This is a genomic window from Curtobacterium sp. AB451, assembly GCF_050585845.1.
GTDB lineage: Bacteria > Actinomycetota > Actinomycetes > Actinomycetales > Microbacteriaceae > Curtobacterium.
In genome coordinates, this window is the sequence record NZ_JBOBQG010000009.1 from 43,833 (window position 1) to 58,616 (window position 14,784).

Genomic DNA, 14,784 nt, shown 5'->3' on the forward strand with positions numbered 1-14,784 from the left:
TAGGGTTGCCCTATGACGCTCAACCAGTTGCGCGCGTTCCTGGTCATCGCGGCTGCGGGCTCGTTCTCTGCTGCCGCCGTCCAGCTCGGCATGGCGCAGCCCTCGGTGTCCGAACTCGTCAAGCGGATGGAGGAGGCGTACCGCGTCCGGCTGTTCACGCGGAGCAGTCGCGGTCTGGTGCTCACGGCGGCCGGCGAGGCGCTCCTTCCGCACGCCAGGCTCACCGTCGACGCCGCTGACGAGGCCGATCGCGCGCTCCGAGACGTCACGAGCCTGCGCGGTGGTGTGGCGACGTTCGGTCTGCTCCGGAACGCGAACTACTACTTCCTGTCCCGGTTGCTCGAACGGTTCCACCAGCGGTACCCGGATGTCCGACTGCGGGTGATCGGCCTCAACTCGGTCGAGGTCGCCGAGGCCGTCGCCGCCGGAGAGCTCGAAGCCGGCCTCGTGGTGCTGCCGATCGATGCGGAGTCGCTGGAGGTCACTCCACTTCGCCGCGACGACGTCCTGTTCGCCTCGGCCGACCCGGGTCGGACGTCCCGACCGGTGACGATCGAGGACCTCGCGTCCACCGACCTCGTCCTGTACGACGCCCACTACGGTTGGCGCGACCCGACCCGACGTCAGCTGGCCGAACGAGCACAGCTCGCCGGCGTCACGCTCGCCCCCCGGATCGAGGTGGAGCACATCGACTCCGCACTCGACCTGGTCGCCCGTGGTGCCGGCGACACGATCGTGTCGGGCGCGGTCGCGGCGGGACGGAACTTCCCAGCCGGCGTGCACACGGTCCGGTTCGCGGAACCGCTGTACGACACGATCGCACTCGTCCAGCGAGCGGGCGTGCCGCTGTCGCCCGCGACCCGCGAACTGGCACGTCTGGCGCGACGGATGCTGCTCGAGGGTTGACGCTCGGCGCGAAGCGGCCGGATTGCGGTCGCACAGACCTGCTCGGAGTCGGCGAACCAGTCGACGGCGCAGAGCAGGGACCGCCCGCGGCGGCACGGGTGGGATGCAACCCAGCGCCAGCGACTCATTCGACGAGGGTCGTGGTGCCGATCACTGCCATCGTAAAACCGGTACGCGGCCAGCACCCGCGCCTCGCACTGGGGCTGGCGACGCGCGCTGTCGATCTGACTGGATGGAAGCCATGGGGACGAACGACACCACCGGCGCCGGCGCATCCGCAAAGCGCGAGTACGACCGCCGGCGCGCGCGACGAGGCGAAGATCCGCGAGACCTGGGGCGACGGCCGGATTGGCACGCTCGCCGTTGCGCTCTCGGGCGAGCGGCAGAGCACCGTCGCCTGGAAGTCCGGCGCGGCTGGCGAGGCCGAGGTCGGCCGGACGCTCGACGCGATCGCGTCCGAGCACGTCGTCGTGTTCCACGACCGCCGCATCCCTAGGTCCCGCGCGAACATCGACCACATCGTCATCACCCGCGCCGGCGTCTGGGTCATCGACGCGAAGCGCTACCGGAACAAGCGGCCCCGCCTGCAGGTCGAGGGCGGGTTGTTCCGTCCCCGCACCGAGAAGCTCATCGTCGGCGGCGACCGCACGAAGCTCGTCGACGGCGTGCTCCTCCAGGTGGCGCTCGTGCAGGACGTCGTCGCTCCGGCCTCCGTGCGCGGCGTGCTCTGCTTCGTCGACGCCGACTGGCCGCTCTTCGGCGGCTCGTTCACCGTGCGAGGCATCGACGTCTGCTGGCCGAGGCGGCTCTCGAGGCAGCTCACCGCGCTCGAGGGGGCGGTCGACGTGACCGCGGTCGCTGCTGCGATCGCCGCGCACTTCCCGCCCGCCTGAGTTCTGCGCTGAGCCGGGCCGAGATGGCGACAACGCCGCCGCTATTGTCACTTACCGCTGCTAAGTGACAATAGCGAGGCGGAGCACGCGGCTCTGCGCCGCTTGCCGCCCGGTCAGGACGCGCGAGGCACGTTCGCTCGCACGTCGTCAGCTTGTGCTTCGTCGAGCTCCCAGCGCTCGTGCTTCGGGTGTTCCGGGTACTTCGCGCGCAGGTACGCCCGCACGACTTGCCCCGGCCGGGACTCGTTCGTGTAACCGAGCTCAGCTGCCAGCTCTCGTGGTGTGTACGTCGTCATGAGCGCGGCCGCTTCGAGTGATTGCTGGTGGGGTTCCGCGGCTTGGTGAGCGACTTCGAGTTCGTCCGGCAGACCTCGCCGACATCGGAGCCGCAGGCGGGGCACGGGTGCGTCAGGTCCTCGGTGGCGCGCAGATCGCGTTCCATCCCGGCGTAGAACGCGTCCACTGGAACGCTGGACGAGTCGAGGATCGCCTGTTCGACGAGATCACGGTGCTTCACTAAAGCGTCGTAGAACCGCTTCGGGTCGTCTGCCGCGCGCATCACGGTCGGGGCGACCTCCCGCAGCGCCTGCTGCAGGTTGGGGAACGGTCGCGGGCCGCCGAAGTCCCCGTTGCCTACGCGGACGCCGTCCCGTCGGGCCTCAGCGATGTGCAGCATCTCGAGGTAGTGCAACTCGAGAGGCGACTCCGCCGTCGCGACGATTGTCTTGGTCAGCGTGCTGGTGCCATGCGCAGCGATCACCTCCGTCATGAAGGCGCCGCTGCCGAAGTAGCGGTCAATGTGCGCCGAGTCGAGGCGCGTGCTCTGTCCGATGTAGGTCCACGCCTCGTCGGCCGGTTCGGTTCTGAACACGTACCCGATCGCTGTCACCGGCACCCTTGCCTGATCGCTCATCGTCACCGCTTCTCCGAGGTTGTCGTCATCACGTGGCGGTAGAAGTCGCGAGTCAGTCGTCGTTCGGGAGATACCAGCCGTGCTCGCGGTGGCGCGTTGCTGGCGGGTTGGGGTGCTCTCGTTCGTATGCCTCATTCGCCCGCCGCACCATCTCTGCGTCGTACCGCCGCAGCTCGTCGTACCGGTCGTCGCCGGCGATGTGGCGCAGCCGTATCGCCTCGCGCTTCAGTGCCAGTTCGTCGTCGCTGTAGGGGCGGAGACTGCCTAGCGCTTTTGCGACGGAGTTCAAGATGCCCATTGTCAGACCTCGGGGACCCCGTGGGCGCGCGCATCCTCGTTCCACTCATCGAGCCGAGCCGAGAGCATGTTGGTTAGCTCACGAGCAGTGGTGGAATGCAGGTAGTGCTTCACACCGTGAACGGTGACTGCGATGCACTCATCGGCCTGAGGGTCGGTTATCGCGACGTCGACATGGCCGCGAGGCCAGTTCTGTGGCGTCGCTGGCTCGTGTGTCTCGGCCGGCAACGGCGCGGCTGCGCGCTCTGCTTTGAGTCTGGCTCCCTTACCCATGTCTAGATGATGACACCTCTAGTCCCCGGTCGGTAGGGAATCACGGGTGCTGGGATGAGCCGGGAGGGCAGGGGGCGATCCCGGTCCGCTAGTGGCTGTGAGACCGCCAGCGGCGAAGGTATCGGCCAACCTCCTCCTTTCTAGTCGCTCTGGCCCAGGGCGCGTCAGGCGCAACAAGCGCAGACCCTGGCACCGCCGGGAAGAAGCGCCGTGGCATATCTAAGAGACGACTACGACGCGACACCGATCTACCACTCCGTCGACTTTCCCCGACGGGGGCGCTCATGGTCCCGGCATTAGCAGTCGCGCTAGGATGTCACGGCGTCCGAAAGCGCCTGGATGGTTTCCCGCGCGAGGTTCGCCGATTCGTCGGACACCCCCTTCGAAACGCCCACGATGAGGGGGGCCAGCAGGCCGCTGATGATGCGGATCGATTTCTTGAGCTTTCCCTCGTCGGGTTCGGCCAGGGTGGTCTCTGCAAGCGCCTCTCCTGCCGTCGTCTTGAGGTCCGCCTCGTCCTCGGCGGAAAGTTGGAACGCAGCGCTGTTCGTGACGATGGTGGCTAGAAGCTGGGCTACTGTCTCGAGTCCCGGGGCAATCGTTTCAACGCGATGCTGCGTCTGGTGGACGGGGCCGGTGTTGCCCCACGCGAGCTGAGCGCCGTCTCCGTTGACGGTCACCGCCGGGCCGTGCTGGTGGATGACCGTTGGCGGTGCCGTCGCTGGCAGGTGACTTGCCGTTGACGGCTGCACCGGCACCTTGAGCGGGCGCTTGTTGAACTCTCGCTGCAGCTCCTTGGTGAGCTTGTCGAGTTGGCGTTTGTCGATTTTGAAGCCGTTTGCCATGGTGGCTATCCCTTCGTCGAGGTGGAGGCGGGCGCACCGCTGATCGGTGCGCCCGCCATCCGTTACTTGGAGCGCTTCGTTGCTGCCTGCGCCAGGGCGCTGGCCGCGATGCTGCGGGTGCGGGCAGATGACCGGCCGTCGCGAAGTGCTGCCGATGCCTTCTTCGCCACGCTCTTGCTCGTGACGCGGGTCGAGGGCTTTCCCATCTTGATCACCTCCTCCCTGAGGTGTCGTCGTGATGTAGGGCTACGGCGTCCGGAACGAACGACGGCAGGAGTCGCAGAGGACGTTGACTCCGCGGACGTAGGCGGCGATGTTCCGATGGGCGTGTCGGCAGTGCGGGCACGTGATGGTGTAGGTGCGGGTCTTCACCCGAACCGTGATCCGACGGGGCATTGCGGTCTCCTGACCAGCTGACCTCCGCGCCTGCCGTGAGGAGTCACGCGGGTGCGTCACGACGTCATCGGCGGGCTAAGCTCGTGGGTGATTCTTGGCGGAATCCACGGGCCCCTGTTGCGGAGACCGACCTCGGTCGGACTCTCCGACCAGGGGCCTTGCTCTTCACCGCCAATACTACATCTGGGGTCCGACACTGACCTTGACCACAAGATGAAGTGTTACAGCCATGTAGTTCCCGGCGCGAGTTCTCCACAAGGGGGACAGGTCTTCGTACCCCGGAATCCCGCATATTCACCAGCTGCTGGCCGGACCTATCCACAAGGCCTGTTGCGCATTCCACAGGGTGTGTAGAACTTCAGCGGGCGCGTCGGAGTGGCCAGTGCCCTGAAACTGCACTGGGTTTGCCGCCAGCAAGGCAGCGCACTCGGGGTGTGGGTCTGACGTCATCAGCTGGCTCAAAGACGGGGAAAGCTGACCGAGGCGGAGCGTTCGGAAGGGGCGCCCGGCGCCCCCCCCCTTCGACACGACGGTGCGACGGGTGTTGAACTCCCTCAGCTCGAGGTCTGCGCGTTAATCCGCCGTCGACAGCGCCTTGAAGCACTCTCTCTATGGGTGCTGTCATGTGCCGTAAGCCGGTCCGCGATCGGCCAGGCGGCGTAGTTCAACCCTCTCGCGCGCCGCGGCGTCGCAGATGCCCCGTCCGATTTGATTCTCACTCGGCTGCGCCATACGGACGCCCCACCACGGACGAGATCGCCTACTGGCCGACCGTGGATGCCGATCGGCACTGGTCCGAGCAGTCGCACGACGGCCGGCCTGCGCAGCAGCCAACTCTTCGCTCACATGCTCAGCCCCATGTCACTTCAAGGGTCACGATTCACGCCGGTGATAGTGCCTGTTATCCGAAACGGAGCACCCCCCTCGGGCGCTCGAAGACCGCGAAATCCCTCCAGAACGCCAGGCCCCGCCGGTAAACTGGACCCGTACGGAACGGAGCCGCCATGCGCCGGGCAACCCACCTGCAGGCCGTCAACGGGTCCGGCACCGCGAAGCGGCGCGAGACCGCGCCGGCACGCACCGACGCCGAGATCCAGCGCGCGATCACCCGCGCTGACGCCGCACTCGGCGCCGCCGGCCACCAGGTCACCGACGAGGAAACCCGTGAGCTCGGCAGGCAGATCGCCGCTGGCACCGTCACCGGTGACGAAGCAGCGGCTCGCATCATCGAGAAGCTGCGCGCAACTCACCATCGACCTTGAAGGGCTAACGCCAGTGGTGGCTGCGGCCCGAAGTGCGGTTGCTCACACTTGCTGCGAGAAGGTCCGTTACCGCCTGGTTACCGGAGGAGCTGACAGGTCGAATTGAAAGAGCCCCAGATCCCCGTCGTAACGGGGATCTGGGGCTCTTTGCGCTGGCGGTACCGGTGGGATTTGAACCCACGGTGGAGTTGCCCCCACACATGTTTTCGAGACATGATCCTTCGGCCGCTCGGACACGGTACCGGGAAAGAGTTTACACGATCCAGGAGGCGCGACGCACCACCCGGCGTCGACTCGCCCTCCACAGGTGGCTGGTCTGGGATGCTCGTCCACGGCTCGCTCGGGACGAATCGCGTCCCGAAGAAGTCCGCGTAACGTCCACCGCATGAGATCACGCACGCTCATCGCACTGCTGTCGTCGGTCGTCGGAGGCCTGACCATCCTCGGTGGCGCAGCGTTCGGCGCCCGGGCCGGTGTCCGCGGGCAGCAGGCGGCCGCCCGCCGGATCGGCGAGCTGCTCCCGGTGCACGCCGACTGGTGGCGGGAACGCCTGCAGCACGAGGGGCAGATCACCTACTTGGCGATCGGCGACTCGGCGGCGCAGGGCGTCGGCGCGAGCGAGCCGCACCGCGGGTACGTGGGGCTGCTCGCACGACGGATCCGGCACCGCTCGCGGTCGTCGGTGCGGGTCGTGAACCTCAGCGTGTCCGGGTCGACGACCTGGGGTGCTCGGAAGGACCAGCTCCCGAAGCTCCGCAACTACACGCCGGACATCTGCACGGTGTCGATCGGGGCGAACGACATCGCCGACTTCCACCCCGACAAGTTCGAGCGGAACATCCGCGAGATCTACGGCGCGGTGCCGTCCCACGCGATCGTCGCCGAACTGCCGTGCATGTTCGTGCCCGACCGGGAACGCAAGGTCGCGGTGGCGAACGAGATCGTGCACCGGGTGGCGGACGAGTTCGGCCTGACGGTGGCGCCGCTGCACACCATCACGAAGCGGGTGGGGCTCCGCCGGACGTTCTTCAACAGCTACGGCGACCTGTTCCACCCGAACGACCGGGGGTACGAGATCTGGGCGAGCGCGTTCGAGCCGGCGGTCGACGCACGGGTGGACGTGGTCGCGGCGATCCGGCACTACCTGTCGGCGCGAGAGGCCGAGGAGCTCGGGGCCGGTGCGGGCGCGGTGGCGACCGCACGCGCCGAGCAGGACACCGAGGGCGCCGAGGCGCTCGACCACGCGGACCGTCCGGGGCGAATCGATCGTCTGCGCCAGCGCATGACCGGTTCGGTCCCGGTGCCCGACGCGGCGGCCGATCCGCAGCCCGACGGCCCGGCCGGCCGCGCGGGTGATGTCGGCGGTACCGCCTAGCCTGACCGTCATGGCGCGCGCTCAATCCCTCTACCGCTGCACCGAGTGCGGCTGGACCACGATCAAGTGGGTCGGTCGCTGCGGTGAGTGCCAGGCCTGGGGAACCGTCGAGGACTCCTCGGCAGCGACGGCCAGCATCCGTGGCACCTCCTCGGTCGCCGTGACCGGCAACCGCGTCGCCCGCCCCATCACCGAGTCGCGTGGCACCACCGTGCAGCGGTGGCAGACCGGCATCGGCGAGTTCGACCGCGTGCTCGGCGGCGGTGTGGTGCCGGGCGCGGCGGTGCTGCTGTCCGGCGAGCCCGGCGTCGGCAAGTCCACCCTCCTGCTCGAGGTCGCGTCACGCGCCGCGGCGACCGGCAAGCGCGTGCTCTACGTCAGCGCCGAGGAATCGGTCGACCAGGTCCGGCTCCGCGCCGAGCGCACCGGGGCGATGCACGACGACCTCTACCTGGCGAGCGAGGTCGACCTCGGCGTCATCCTCGGCCAGATCGACCAGGTCCAGCCGGACCTGCTCATCGCCGACTCGGTGCAGACCATCTCGTCGAGTTCGATCGACGGCATCGCGGGCGGGACGTCCCAGGTACGCGAAGTCGCCTCCACCCTGATCCGCGTCGCCAAGGACCGTGCGCTCCCGGTCCTCATCGTCGGCCACGTGACGAAGGACGGCACGATTGCCGGTCCCCGCCTGCTCGAGCACCTGGTGGACGTCGTCTGCCACTTCGAGGGTGACCGACAGACCGCGCTCCGGTTCGTCCGTGCGCTCAAGAACCGCTTCGGCCCCACCGACGAGGTCGGCTGCTTCGACATGGCCGGCGACGGCATCCACGAAGTCCCCGACCCCAGCGGCCTCTTCATGTCGAAGAACGGCGCGCCGGTGTCCGGCACGTGCGTGACCGTCGCGCTCGAGGGGCGACGAGCGCTCCCGGTCGAGGTGCAGGCACTCGTCGTCCCGAGCTCGGCGCCCCAGCCGCGCCGCGTCGTGAACGGCGTCGACTCCTCCCGTGTGGCGATGCTGCTCGCGGTGCTCGAACGCCGAGCCGGACTGAAGCTGTCCGACGCCGACGTCTACGTCTCGACGGTCGGCGGCATGAAGCTCACCGAACCGGCCGCGGACCTCGCGATCGCCCTCGCCCTGGCGAGTGCCGCGCGCGACCGCCCGTACCCGCACACGCTCGCGGCGGTCGGTGAGATCAGCCTCGCCGGCGAGATCCGCCCAACCACGGGCACCAAGCAGCGTGCGAGTGAAGCCGCACGACTCGGGTTCACGACCGTGCTCGGGTCCGATGCGCAGCACCTCCGCGAAGCGCTGCGGGTCGCGTTCTCCCTCGCCGCGGACGAACGCGAGCGCGAACTCGACCGGGCGTTCTGATCGCGGCCGACCGACCCCACGGACAGACGGGCAGACCCACACTGGCCGACCCGACCGACCCCGACTGTCCCCACAGACGCACGGGCAGATCGACCCCGACGGACCTCCGGAACGTGCGGGCAGACCGACCCCGACGGCCCCCACCGACGCGCCGGCAGACCGGGCCCGAGGACTCGGACACGCCGAGACGCGCCCGGAGCGTCAGGCCCGGAGCGCCGCCAACAGGTCCTCCGGGGTCGCCTGCATGGTGTGCGGCCCCGCGATGTCGAAGAACACGCCCTCGAGCGAGTCCAGGTGTGCCGCGATGAACTCCTCGAGCCGCGGGCCGTCGTAGACCATGACCTGTCGGACCTTCTCGTCCGGCACCATCGCGGTGTAGGCATCGGCCGACGAGAACAGCAGCAGGATGCGCTTGTCCGAGCCTTCGCGGCCGAACACCCGCACCTGCATGTCCTTCTTGCCGGTGACGAGCCGGGGGACGATCACGATGTCGTTGCGGAGCGCGAACGCCACCGCAGCGACGTCCTGCTGCTCGAGCGCCGCCTCGAGCTGTTCGCTCCGGAAGCGCTGTTCCTTGTCTGCCATCACCCCTAGTCCACCAGATTCATGGACGTTCGGCGACTTCGGCTCTTCCCTTGTGGCCACAAGACTGTAGATTGGTACCAACCGCTTCGGCGGGAGTCCATCGTTCTTCCGGTGCACAGCACCTCGAGCGCCATCGGTCACTGGCCTTCCCCGGCCGCCTGGCCCCGAACCCGTCCCGCCGGCCCCATGCCCGCAGGACGCATCGATCTGACGACATCCGTCGGTGGATCGGCGGTAGCGAGTACCGCTTCGCAAGACAGTCGACTGCAGATGTCGACTGGCAAGAAAGTAAGGAACGCCATCATGGCATCGACCGGCACCGTCAAGTGGTTCAACAACGAAAAGGGCTTCGGCTTCATCGCCCCGGACGACGGCTCCGCTGACGTCTTCGCTCACTTCTCCGCGATCGCTGGCAACGGCTACAAGTCGCTCGAGGAGAACCAGAAGGTGGAGTTCGACATCACCGAGGGTCGCAAGGGCCCGCAGGCGGAGAACATCTCCGTCATCGGCTGATCTCCTCCAGCCCGAACGGGCCCGTCGTCCTCGTGACGACGGGCCCGTTCTCGTTGTCCCAGGCGGCCGACTCCGGCGATCTCCCGCAGGACGAACTCCCGCCGCCTTCCCGCAGGACGAACCGCCGCGGACTCTGGCAGGACGAACTCCCGCCGACCTCCCGCAGGACGAACCGCCGCGGACCTACTGCAGGATGAACTGCACCGAGGTCTTCGACGCGAGGTTCCCCACCGCCACCTGCAGGTGGTAGCTCGCACCCCCACCGGTGACCGACGGCCGTGACGAGTCGCACGTCGACGTCGACGAGCGCGTCCGGTCCCAGGCGATCGCCGGGGTGGTCAGGGTCTGCCCGGCCTTAATGGTGACGTCCTGGTTGGTGCCACCGGTCTGGCAGTCCTTCGACGACCAGTACTGCTCCTCGCCCGACGAGATCGTGAGGACCTGCTGGGAGGACCCGAGGTCCATGTGGCACGAGTTCGACCCGGTGTTCTTGATCGACATCGCGATCTTCGGGTCCTCGGTGGGTCCGTACGTGCTCTTGTCGACGACCGGGGTCAGGGCGATCTGGTCCTTGGTGCACGTCGCGCCGTCCTTGGCGGAGGCGGTCGCGGACGCCGAGGGCGATGCTGCGGCGGAGGGCGTCGCACGCGGCGACGAGGACGACCCCGAAGAAGAAGAAGAAGCAGCAGCAGCGGAAGAAGGAGCAGAAGACGCCGACGCAGCCGTCCCGGCCGGATCCGCCGAGGCCCCACCGCGCCCCACCACGATCAGCACGACGACGACCGCGATGAGCAGCAGCACGCCGATGACCATCGCTCGGCGGCGCCAGTAGACACCCGGCTTCTCGGGCCCGACGGGGTGACGGAACGACGACATGCGCACAGGGTAGACAACGGCGGGAGCGGCACGGGGGAACCCCGCCGCGCGGTCACCGAAAGCGTCAGAGGATCTTCAGCATGCGGGTGTTGCCGAGCGTGTTCGGCTTGACCCGGGCGAGGTCGAGGAACTCCGCGACCCCTTCGTCCGACGACCGGACGAGTTCGGCGTACACGTCGGGCGACACGACGCTCTCGCCGATCTCGAGGTACCCGTGCTTCGTGAAGAAGTCGACCTCGAACGTCAGGCAGAAGATGCGGGCCACACCGAGCTCGCGGGCGTCGTGTTCCAGCGCCTCGAGCATGCGGTGTCCGACGCGCTTGTGGATCCAGTCGGCGTCGAGGGCGAGCGTGCGGACCTCGGCGATGTCGTCCCAGAAGACGGCGAGCGCGCCGCACCCGATCGGGACGCCGTCGGGACCCTCGGCGATCCGGAACTGCTGGATCGAGCCGTAGAGCGCGACGTTCTCCTTGCCGAGCAGGATCCGCCGGTCGACGTAGGGCGAGATGAGCCGCTGGATGTGCGGGACGTCCGACGCCAGGGCCGGGCGCACCAGGATGCCGTGTTCGTCCCGTTCGTGGAACGCGTGCTTCCCGTGTGCTGTCATCTCCCTCACCATAGTGCGCGCGGGGGACACGGCCCTGTACGTCGCCCAGCCGCGGCCGCCTACCGTCCGGTGCATGCCTCAGATCATCGAAACCGTCGACGTCAACGTCCCCGTCGCAGCCGCCTACGGCCAGTGGACCCGCTTCGAGGAGTTCCCGCACTTCCTCGACGAGGTCGAGAAGATCGTCCAGGTGGACGACACGACCACCGACTGGACCGTCAAGGTCGCCGGCCAGGAGCGCCAGTTCCGTGCCGTCATCACCGAGCAGCACCCCGACGAGCGCGTCGCGTGGACGGTCAAGGACGGCGACACGGACCACGCCGGTGTCGTCACCTTCCACAAGCTGTCCGACGACGAGACCCGCGTGACCGCGCAGATCGACTGGGAGCCGTCCGGCTTCCTCGAGAAGCTCGGCGCCGCGGTCGGTGTCGGCGGACACGCCATCAAGAAGGACCTGCAGAACTACAAGGAGCGCGTCGAAGCGGCGCCCACCGACACCGGGTGGCGCGGCGACGTGCAGGCCTGACCAGGCCGACGCGCGAGAGCGCGACCACGGTCGAGACGGGAGGCGCGGTGCCAGCTGGCACCGCGCCTCCCGTCCGTCGTCGGCTCGCGACCACCCCACGGCGCCAGCCGCCTGTTCGGCATCCCCCCACGACATGCCGACCTGACGAACGGGCGCGCGCCTGGCAGAGTGGGTCCCGCTGGCCTCGGCGCTGGTCCAGTTTTACCATGTCTGAGACAGATGTACAGGGCGGGGAGACATGATCGAGTACACCGACGACGACGCGCACCGACGAGAACTCTCGCGGAAGCTGCAGCTCCTGATGGACGTCGTCGAGGCGAACACCGGACAGCGCCCGCCCTACAAGGAGATCGTCGCCGAGATCGAGGCGCAGGGTGCGTCGATGAGCCGCCCGCGGTGGGGCTACATGCTCGGGGGCAACGGACCGGCCGTCCGCGACCAGCGCCTCCTGGTCGCGCTCGCCGGCTACTTCGGCGTGCCGCCCGAGTACCTCACCGACGCCGCGGGCAACACCGACGTCCCGGAACGGGTGCAGGCGCAGCTCGAACTCGTCCTCGAACTCCGCAAGCGCGAGGTCGTGGCGTTCGCGACCCGGCGGCTCGGTGAGTTCGCCTCCGCGGCCGAGATCCGCGACTTCACCGAGCACGTGCGGCGCCTCGACGACTCCGGGGCGACGTCGTGAGCGGGTTCGCCGACCGCAGCGGCGCCCGCCGCCGGCAGGCCGAGGCACGGCGGAGCGTGCAGCGTCTCGGGCTCCCCCGCCGGCTGACGCTCCCCCAGCTGCTCGTCCGCGCCGAGGCGACCCTCGGCAAGCCGATCCGCCTGCGGACGACGGCGCTCCCCGGCGACCTCTCGGCGCGGCTCATCCAGCGCACCGACCACGCCCTGCTCGAGACGCGCCCCGACCTGTCCGAACGGTCCCGGGTCGCGAGCATCCTGCACGAGCTCGCGCACGTGTTCCTCGCCGACCCGGGCTGCGACCACGAGGCCTACACGGGACTCCTCACCGGGCGGACGGCGTTCACCCGCTCCCTCGACACCCCGCACGAACAGGCGGTGGAGCTCGTCGCCGACCAGCTCGCCCTGCGGATCGGGCTGCTCGACCCCGACGGGGTGCCGCGCGGGATCTTCCGGTGACCCTGCACGTCTGGGGGTCGATCCCGGTCTGGCTCATCCTGGCGGTCCTGGTCGTCCGGCTCTGGCTGGTCCGGACCCAGTCGGCGAGCGTCAGCTGGCTCATGGTGTGCTGCGCCTTCGTCGCGGTCGGGCTGAGCATCAACCAGCCCGACGTCGTGACGTTCCTCGGCGGGCTGACGCACGAGCCGAACATCGCCGACCTGCTCGGCCGCTGCCTGATGGTGTGCGGCCTGTTCGCGCTCGCGCAGTCGGTCGAGGCCGCGGCCCGGTCGGCCCGACTCCTCCGCCCGAGCCGGCTCGTCGGCATCGTCGTGGTCCTCGTCGCCCTCGTCGTGCTGTTCCTGCTGATCGACGCCCCCGAGCCCACATCGAGCTTCATGGTCGTGTACGGCGACCAGCTGCCCACGGCGCTGTACTCCGCCGTCGAGATGACGTACGTCGCCGTGGTCATCACCCGGTCGGCGCTGGCGGTCCTGCGCGGCTTCCGCGAGGGCGACGGGCTCGGCCGCACGTACTGGCTCTTCGTCGTCGGCGCGGCAGCGATGGTCCTGCTCGCGGCCATCGCGATCGCGCTCGACGCCGTGCACGTGCTCGGGCTGGACGGCGCGGTCCGGGTGCTCGGGGCGATCTACGCGCCGGTCTTCCTGACGTCGATGGTCCTGCTCGCCGTGGGCGCCGCGGGCGGGGTACTCCCCGACGCCGTCCGCGAGTTCCGCGACTGGCGGGCGACTCGGCTCCGCTTCCGGACACTCGAACCCGAACTCCGACGGCTCGAGGGCGACTCGGGCAACCGGGGGCTCTACTTCACGATCGCCTGGCAGCGTCGCCAGTGGCGGAGCCGGCTGCACCGGTTGTCCGTCGAGATCGAGGACCGCGCGCGCGAGGCCGGGCAGAGCATCCCGGCCGCCGCGACGCTCACCACCGCACGACCGGAGGAGACCAGATGACCGGCGGACGCATCGCCGCACTCGGCACCGCAGCAGGTGCCGTCGGGACGCTCGGGCTGGGCGCGTTCGTCGCGCGCCGCCTGCTCTTCCCCACCCCGTACACAGCGACCGCCACGGTCCGGCACGCGACCGCGACCGAGACCGAGTTCGTGGCCACGCGCGACACCCGCCTGCCCGGGACGTACCGGCTCACCCGCGACGGCGTGGGGCTGGGCGTGCACGAGGTCACCGGGACCGGCGACGGCACGGTGCGGCGACGCACGGACAGCGCGCCGGCACTCGGCGAGTGGGGCTGGGACGCCCTGCTGTACGACGACCTCGCGGACGTCCCCGGCGACGAGCCCGCGGATGCCCCAGGCCACGAGCCCGCGGACGTCGCCGGTGGCGACTCCACGGCTGCCCCCGGCGACGAGCCCGCGACGGCCGGCACGCACGTCGTCCACGTGCACGGCCAGTCCCTCGGCCCCCGACAGGTCCTGCGCGGCATCCCGGTGTGGCGCGCCCTCGGGGCGACGTCCGAGGTCGTCGACACGACCGACCTGCCGCTCCGCTCGCTCGACCCCGGTGCCGTCGACCGCATCGTGACCGCGGTCCGGGCAGCCCGGCGCCGCGGCGCGACCCGGGTCGTGCTGCAGGGCTGGTCGGCCGGTGCGCTCGCGTGCTCGGTCGCCGCCTCGCGGGTGGAGGTCGACGGGCTGGTCGGGATCGCACCGCTGCTCAGCGTGTCCTCGGCGCTCCGCGGCGCGGTGTCGGGCGCACACCTCCCCGCGTTCGTCGGCACCGTCGCCGCACGGATCGCGACCACCGGCGTCCTGTCACGGTTGGCCGGCGCAGCTGCTCCCGTCCAGACGACCGCGTGGCAGGCGTCGGCGACCCCGACCCTGCTCGTGCACTCGGCGGCGGACGCCCTCGTCGCCGAGGCCGACGTCGCCGCGCAGACCGCGCGTCCGGGGACCCGGGCGGTCGCGTTCCGGACCGCGCCGCACACGCTCGAGTGGAACGAGGACCCCGAGCGCTGGGAGGGCGCCGTCCGGGACTTCGCGGCCACCCTCTGACGCGGC

The 14,784-nt window shown here is 69.5% G+C and carries 18 protein-coding genes and 1 tRNA gene; 11 read left to right on the forward strand and 8 right to left on the reverse strand.

The window, feature by feature from the left end:
• The first annotated feature begins 12 nt into the window (after positions 1-12).
• Both ACQXVK_RS16265 and ACQXVK_RS16270 read left to right on the forward strand, forming a co-directional pair.
• Positions 13-906, forward strand: a complete 894-nt coding sequence (locus ACQXVK_RS16265; protein WP_430854271.1) for a LysR family transcriptional regulator — start codon at positions 13-15, stop codon at positions 904-906.
• Positions 903-1,799: a nuclease-related domain-containing protein gene (locus ACQXVK_RS16270; protein ID WP_430854272.1), complete on the forward strand. Its 897-nt coding sequence runs from the start codon at positions 903-905 to the stop codon at positions 1,797-1,799. The genes ACQXVK_RS16265 and ACQXVK_RS16270 overlap by 4 nt, the downstream gene beginning before the upstream one ends.
• A gap of 292 nt (positions 1,800-2,091) precedes the next feature.
• Here ACQXVK_RS16270 and ACQXVK_RS16275 read toward each other — a convergent pair whose 3' ends face one another.
• From ACQXVK_RS16275 to ACQXVK_RS16290, 4 genes are all read right to left on the reverse strand, one after another.
• The gene (locus tag ACQXVK_RS16275; protein WP_430854273.1) at positions 2,092-2,712 is read right to left on the reverse strand and encodes a zinc finger domain-containing protein; all 621 of its coding nucleotides are present in this window, start codon (positions 2,710-2,712) and stop codon (positions 2,092-2,094) included.
• Between the two features lie 52 nt (positions 2,713-2,764).
• Complete coding sequence (locus ACQXVK_RS16280; RefSeq protein ID WP_430854274.1) at positions 2,765-3,001, reverse strand: hypothetical protein; 237 nt, start codon at positions 2,999-3,001, stop codon at positions 2,765-2,767.
• A 589-nt stretch (positions 3,002-3,590) separates the two neighbouring features.
• On the reverse strand, positions 3,591-4,127 hold the full coding sequence (locus ACQXVK_RS16285) for a hypothetical protein (protein ID WP_430854275.1): 537 nt from the start codon (positions 4,125-4,127) through the stop codon (positions 3,591-3,593).
• Between the two features lie 62 nt (positions 4,128-4,189).
• Entirely contained in the window at positions 4,190-4,333 is a 144-nt protein-coding gene (locus ACQXVK_RS16290; RefSeq protein ID WP_171898811.1) for a hypothetical protein, read from the reverse strand.
• 1,194 nt (positions 4,334-5,527) lie between these two features.
• Between ACQXVK_RS16290 and ACQXVK_RS16295 the strand changes: the two genes are divergently transcribed.
• The gene (locus tag ACQXVK_RS16295) at positions 5,528-5,785 is read left to right on the forward strand and encodes a hypothetical protein (RefSeq protein WP_430854276.1); all 258 of its coding nucleotides are present in this window, start codon (positions 5,528-5,530) and stop codon (positions 5,783-5,785) included.
• A gap of 153 nt (positions 5,786-5,938) precedes the next feature.
• Here the strand turns inward: ACQXVK_RS16295 and ACQXVK_RS16300 are convergent.
• Positions 5,939-6,028, reverse strand: a tRNA-Ser gene (locus ACQXVK_RS16300).
• A 142-nt stretch (positions 6,029-6,170) separates the two neighbouring features.
• Here ACQXVK_RS16300 and ACQXVK_RS16305 point away from each other — a divergent pair.
• Together ACQXVK_RS16305 and radA are read left to right on the forward strand one after the other, a co-directional pair.
• Complete coding sequence (locus ACQXVK_RS16305) at positions 6,171-7,160, forward strand: SGNH/GDSL hydrolase family protein (RefSeq protein ID WP_430854277.1); 990 nt, start codon at positions 6,171-6,173, stop codon at positions 7,158-7,160.
• Between the two features lie 10 nt (positions 7,161-7,170).
• A complete protein-coding gene (gene radA / locus ACQXVK_RS16310) occupies positions 7,171-8,532 on the forward strand; it encodes a DNA repair protein RadA (RefSeq protein WP_430854278.1) in 1,362 nt (453 codons plus the stop codon).
• A 201-nt stretch (positions 8,533-8,733) separates the two neighbouring features.
• Here radA and ACQXVK_RS16315 read toward each other — a convergent pair whose 3' ends face one another.
• Entirely contained in the window at positions 8,734-9,117 is a 384-nt protein-coding gene (locus ACQXVK_RS16315) for an SseB family protein (RefSeq protein ID WP_022907630.1), read from the reverse strand.
• A gap of 270 nt (positions 9,118-9,387) precedes the next feature.
• Between ACQXVK_RS16315 and cspE the strand changes: the two genes are divergently transcribed.
• Positions 9,388-9,630: a transcription antiterminator/RNA stability regulator CspE gene (gene cspE, locus ACQXVK_RS16320; protein WP_402268558.1), complete on the forward strand. Its 243-nt coding sequence runs from the start codon at positions 9,388-9,390 to the stop codon at positions 9,628-9,630.
• Between the two features lie 183 nt (positions 9,631-9,813).
• Here cspE and ACQXVK_RS16325 read toward each other — a convergent pair whose 3' ends face one another.
• On the reverse strand, positions 9,814-10,506 hold the full coding sequence (locus ACQXVK_RS16325) for a hypothetical protein (protein ID WP_430854279.1): 693 nt from the start codon (positions 10,504-10,506) through the stop codon (positions 9,814-9,816).
• A 64-nt stretch (positions 10,507-10,570) separates the two neighbouring features.
• Positions 10,571-11,113 (reverse strand): amino-acid N-acetyltransferase, encoded by a 543-nt coding sequence (locus ACQXVK_RS16330; protein WP_022907627.1) that lies wholly within the window; start codon positions 11,111-11,113, stop codon positions 10,571-10,573.
• Positions 11,114-11,186: 73 nt separating this feature from the next.
• Here ACQXVK_RS16330 and ACQXVK_RS16335 point away from each other — a divergent pair, with 73 nt between their 5' ends.
• The 5 genes from ACQXVK_RS16335 (at position 11,187) to ACQXVK_RS16355 (ending at position 14,778) form a co-directional block, all read left to right on the forward strand.
• Positions 11,187-11,639, forward strand: a complete 453-nt coding sequence (locus ACQXVK_RS16335) for an SRPBCC family protein (RefSeq protein ID WP_022907626.1) — start codon at positions 11,187-11,189, stop codon at positions 11,637-11,639.
• Positions 11,640-11,877: 238 nt separating this feature from the next.
• On the forward strand, positions 11,878-12,321 hold the full coding sequence (locus ACQXVK_RS16340; protein WP_022907625.1) for a hypothetical protein: 444 nt from the start codon (positions 11,878-11,880) through the stop codon (positions 12,319-12,321).
• The gene (locus tag ACQXVK_RS16345) at positions 12,318-12,776 is read left to right on the forward strand and encodes a hypothetical protein (protein ID WP_022907624.1); all 459 of its coding nucleotides are present in this window, start codon (positions 12,318-12,320) and stop codon (positions 12,774-12,776) included. Before ACQXVK_RS16340 ends, ACQXVK_RS16345 begins: the two co-directional genes overlap by 4 nt.
• Positions 12,773-13,723, forward strand: a complete 951-nt coding sequence (locus ACQXVK_RS16350) for a hypothetical protein (protein WP_430854280.1) — start codon at positions 12,773-12,775, stop codon at positions 13,721-13,723. The genes ACQXVK_RS16345 and ACQXVK_RS16350 overlap by 4 nt, the downstream gene beginning before the upstream one ends.
• Complete coding sequence (locus ACQXVK_RS16355; protein ID WP_430854281.1) at positions 13,720-14,778, forward strand: hypothetical protein; 1,059 nt, start codon at positions 13,720-13,722, stop codon at positions 14,776-14,778. The genes ACQXVK_RS16350 and ACQXVK_RS16355 overlap by 4 nt, the downstream gene beginning before the upstream one ends.
• The last annotated feature ends 6 nt before the right edge of the window (positions 14,779-14,784 follow it).